This window comes from Mesorhizobium sp. M7A.F.Ca.US.005.03.2.1 (genome assembly GCF_003997795.1).
Lineage (GTDB): Bacteria > Pseudomonadota > Alphaproteobacteria > Rhizobiales > Rhizobiaceae > Mesorhizobium > Mesorhizobium ciceri.
This window is the reverse complement of record NZ_RZRP01000903.1, coordinates 1-2,446: the sequence shown is the minus strand read 5'-3', so window position 1 is coordinate 2,446 and position 2,446 is coordinate 1. Positions and strand designations below refer to the sequence as shown.

General features: G+C 60.4%; 3 protein-coding genes, 1 tRNA gene and 2 pseudogenes. 4 read left to right on the top strand and 2 right to left on the bottom strand.

Annotation, left to right across the window (positions count from 1 at the left end; all coding sequences use genetic code 11):
- From EN991_RS40440 to EN991_RS41295, 4 genes and pseudogenes are all read left to right on the top strand, one after another.
- Positions 1 to 188 (top strand): annotated as a pseudogene (locus EN991_RS40440) (LacI family transcriptional regulator); the annotation flags it as partial.
- An 809-nt stretch (positions 189 to 997) separates the two neighbouring features.
- A complete protein-coding gene (locus EN991_RS40095; protein ID WP_128336351.1) occupies positions 998 to 1,243 on the top strand; it encodes a hypothetical protein in 246 nt (81 codons plus the stop codon).
- Entirely contained in the window at positions 1,200 to 1,592 is a 393-nt protein-coding gene (locus EN991_RS32280) for an MAPEG family protein (RefSeq protein ID WP_013528384.1), read from the top strand. Before EN991_RS40095 ends, EN991_RS32280 begins: the two co-directional genes overlap by 44 nt.
- Positions 1,593 to 1,784: 192 nt before the next feature.
- A pseudogene (locus EN991_RS41295) lies at positions 1,785 to 1,904 on the top strand (DUF899 family protein); the annotation flags it as partial.
- 51 nt (positions 1,905 to 1,955) lie between these two features.
- Here EN991_RS41295 and EN991_RS32265 read toward each other — a convergent pair.
- Both EN991_RS32265 and EN991_RS32260 read right to left on the bottom strand, forming a co-directional pair.
- A tRNA-Arg gene (locus EN991_RS32265) sits at positions 1,956 to 2,032 on the bottom strand.
- A gap of 130 nt (positions 2,033 to 2,162) precedes the next feature.
- Positions 2,163 to 2,446 (bottom strand): DUF1003 domain-containing protein (locus EN991_RS32260; protein WP_127370263.1); only part of this gene is annotated, 284 nt, incomplete at its 5' end.

Below are 2,446 nucleotides of genomic sequence, written 5' to 3'. Positions count from 1 at the left end.
ACGACGAGAAAACCCCCCGCCATCTGTCCCCGCCGCTGACCACCTCGATCCTGCCGCACATGGCGATGGGCCAATGGGCGATCGAACAGCTGGAGGCGCCGGCTGCGCCTGGACGGGGGCGGTATCCGATCACGAAGCTGGAGTGTCCGCTGGTGGAGCGGGAGAGTGTGCGGGCGGTGGCGGGGTAACGCGACTCGGCGGGCCCGCGCTGGCTTACCTTCGACCGTTAGGGAAACCTGACCGGTGGGACGAAGAGCTGATGGCGGCAATGCAGACGATTCTTGCGCGGAAGGGGGGTCAAAGTCGAAGCCCGAGACATTCATTCCCATTGTGCAACAGACCGGCACGGTTGCGAATTTGGGGTTGGACACGCCGTGCCGGCCAGTGCTGGACACCCCAGCCCGATTACGCTACCGGCACAACAGGAATCCAGCAATTAAGCCTGATGGTCTAGATCGCGAGTGCAGAGCCTGTTCTCGCGCTTCAGGGGGCCTTTTTACCACGGGCATTACTTCTCCTCCGGGCAGTCCAGCAGCTTCGCATGGCGACGCATTTCTTCGCACCCGTCCGACAAGGCCGGGCTTGAACCATTCCGCCTTGTCTTTCTTCAGGCCTTCGGCACTGGTCCGCTAACCGTGCCCTGCACGCGGTCCCACAGGCAGTTGCGTCTGCCGAACTTGAAATTGACGTTGGCGGTGCCGACTTGCGGAATCGGCTGTCGTTTCCTGGAGAAAGCAAAAAGCCCGCCACCTTTCGGCAGCGGGCTTTCCAAAACTGTAACTCTCTTGGTTAATCGATAATCCCGGATGAACTGGGCGAAGCCGTCACTGACGACAGTCGCTCACGCTTCGTGAAAACGGGCTTCTGATAGATTTTCTTCATCGACATTCCCCTTTGCCAATAATGTGTCACTCTTTGCCTTCCGCCGGGCAGCGTGTCAATCGCGCAACAAAATGCCGCCACCTTTCGGCAGCAGGCCGGTCACGGCGGTATGTCGATGGCCATCACCGCCCCCACGGAAGGAACGCTGATGGCATTCCAACTTGCCCATCGTTTTCGGATGATTAACAAAAAGGGCAATTATGTAACTGACAAACCCGGCTCTTATTGGCGCTGGCTGTCAGGAAAGATCTGCCTGCGCCTTGCCCTTGCCGATAACCTTTGCTTGCCTACTGTCCCGACCATGAGAGGAGGCAAACATGGAACGGCTTTACCCGGTAGCTCTCGTGACGCTGTTTTGTAGCTTGATGATATTCGGAATGGCGGTGACGGTCGCGAGAACCCACAAGAAGACTGGCATACTGGCGCCCGCAATGACCGGCGACCCGCTCCTTGAACGAACCATCCGGGCACATGCCAACGCGGTGGAATGGTTTCCTATCTTTATGCCGTCGATGTGGCTGTTCGCGATCTACTGGAATGCCGCGTGGGCTTCCGGCCTTGGGCTGCTCTGGATGATAGGTCGGATTGCATATTTCGTAGGGTATCGCACCGCGCCCTTGAAGCGCTATCCCGGCTTCTTCGTCCAGTCGATTGCAGCCTTCGCGCTGCTTTTTGGCGCTCTGGGCCGGATCATCTATCTGATGCTCTAGGCGCTCCCCAGCCGCGGGAGAACGGCACGGTGCCTCATAAGTGGAGATAGGGTGCACCCACTCCGGTCGGTGTCGGGTCGGTAACATTGCTGGACGCGTTCGAGGGGCGCCAAATGCTCATCGCCTCCTATTACATGTGGTTCGACGGCCGGCCGGCAGCCGAGCAATGAGGGGTGCACCTTCTTCACGACGCAGGTGGCCCATTCGCGGGCTCGCGACACCCTCGCCGCCGAACGCTGGCGGTTGCCCTGGCTGGCGGTTGAGAAGAATTATGCCTTTGAAGGGCTGAAGGGCCGCGTGAGCCTGCTCGACCGCAAAGCTGCCAACGACAAACGCAGTGCCCCGAAACGGACCCTTGGTTTTTGGCGCACCCGACAGGATTCGAACCTGTGACCTCTGCCTTCGGAGGGCAGCGCTCTATCCAGCTGAGCTACGGGTGCTTTCCGGAATCCGGAAAACGAACCAGCCGGTGAACCGGCAAGTCACGGCTTCTTAGCGGAAGCGGGCGCGGGCTTCAACGGGCAATTGGAGATTGGCGTAGCGACTTGGCCCGGTGCTCCAGGCTGCGGCCTATGAGGTTACCGCCCCCGCCTTCACCGTCCGCCTTCCACGCACCGCCCGCTTCGGCTTCTTGGCGCCCGCCAGTTCGTGCATCGCGTCCAGCTGCATCTGCTGCATTTCGGCCAGGCGCGTCCATTGGCGCGAGATGAGGTAGTCGAGCTTTTCGTGCAGATGGCGCACTTCGAGCTCGGCCTTGAGGTTGACGCGGTAGTCGTTGAAGGAGCGCAGGCGGTCCTTGGACTCCTGCCGCCGCTGGCTCATCATGATGATCGGCGCCTGGATGGCGGCAATGC

What these genes read in the sequence shown, in the direction of transcription:
- EN991_RS40095 (WP_128336351.1), top strand. Translation starts at nt 998, where the DNA reads ATGGCCATCACCGCCCCCACGGAAGGAACGCTGATGGCATTCCAACTT.
- EN991_RS32280 (WP_013528384.1), top strand. Translation starts at nt 1,200, where the DNA reads ATGGAACGGCTTTACCCGGTAGCTCTCGTGACGCTGTTTTGTAGCTTG.